The organism is Neisseria sp. P0001.S005, from assembly GCF_051963715.1.
Map to the genome: position 1 here is coordinate 1 of NZ_JBQCTZ010001016.1, position 252 is coordinate 252.

General features: G+C 42.1%; 1 protein-coding gene. It reads right to left on the reverse strand.

From position 1 onward, the window contains the following. The coding region (locus tag ACTHSP_RS23905; protein ID WP_440347219.1) for an SUMF1/EgtB/PvdO family nonheme iron enzyme at positions 1–252 on the reverse strand (252 nt) is incomplete at both ends.

The following is a 252-nucleotide window of genomic DNA, read 5'->3' on the forward strand; positions in this document are numbered from 1 at the left end:
TCGCTGGCTTTAGGCGCAAAACTGTTGCTGCCGTTTTTTACCCAATGTTTCAGGTAAGCTTTTTCAGCGTGTTTGGAACTGATTTTGCCTTTTTGCCATTGAGGATGTGTGTTCACAAATTCGGCAAATTCAGCATTGGTTACCGGATATTTGTCAAGCTGGAAGGGTTTGACTTTAATAAGGGAAGTTTCTTTTTTGAGATAGAGAGGACGGTAGCTGCCTCCTTCGATTTTTACCATTTCGGCAGCAAAT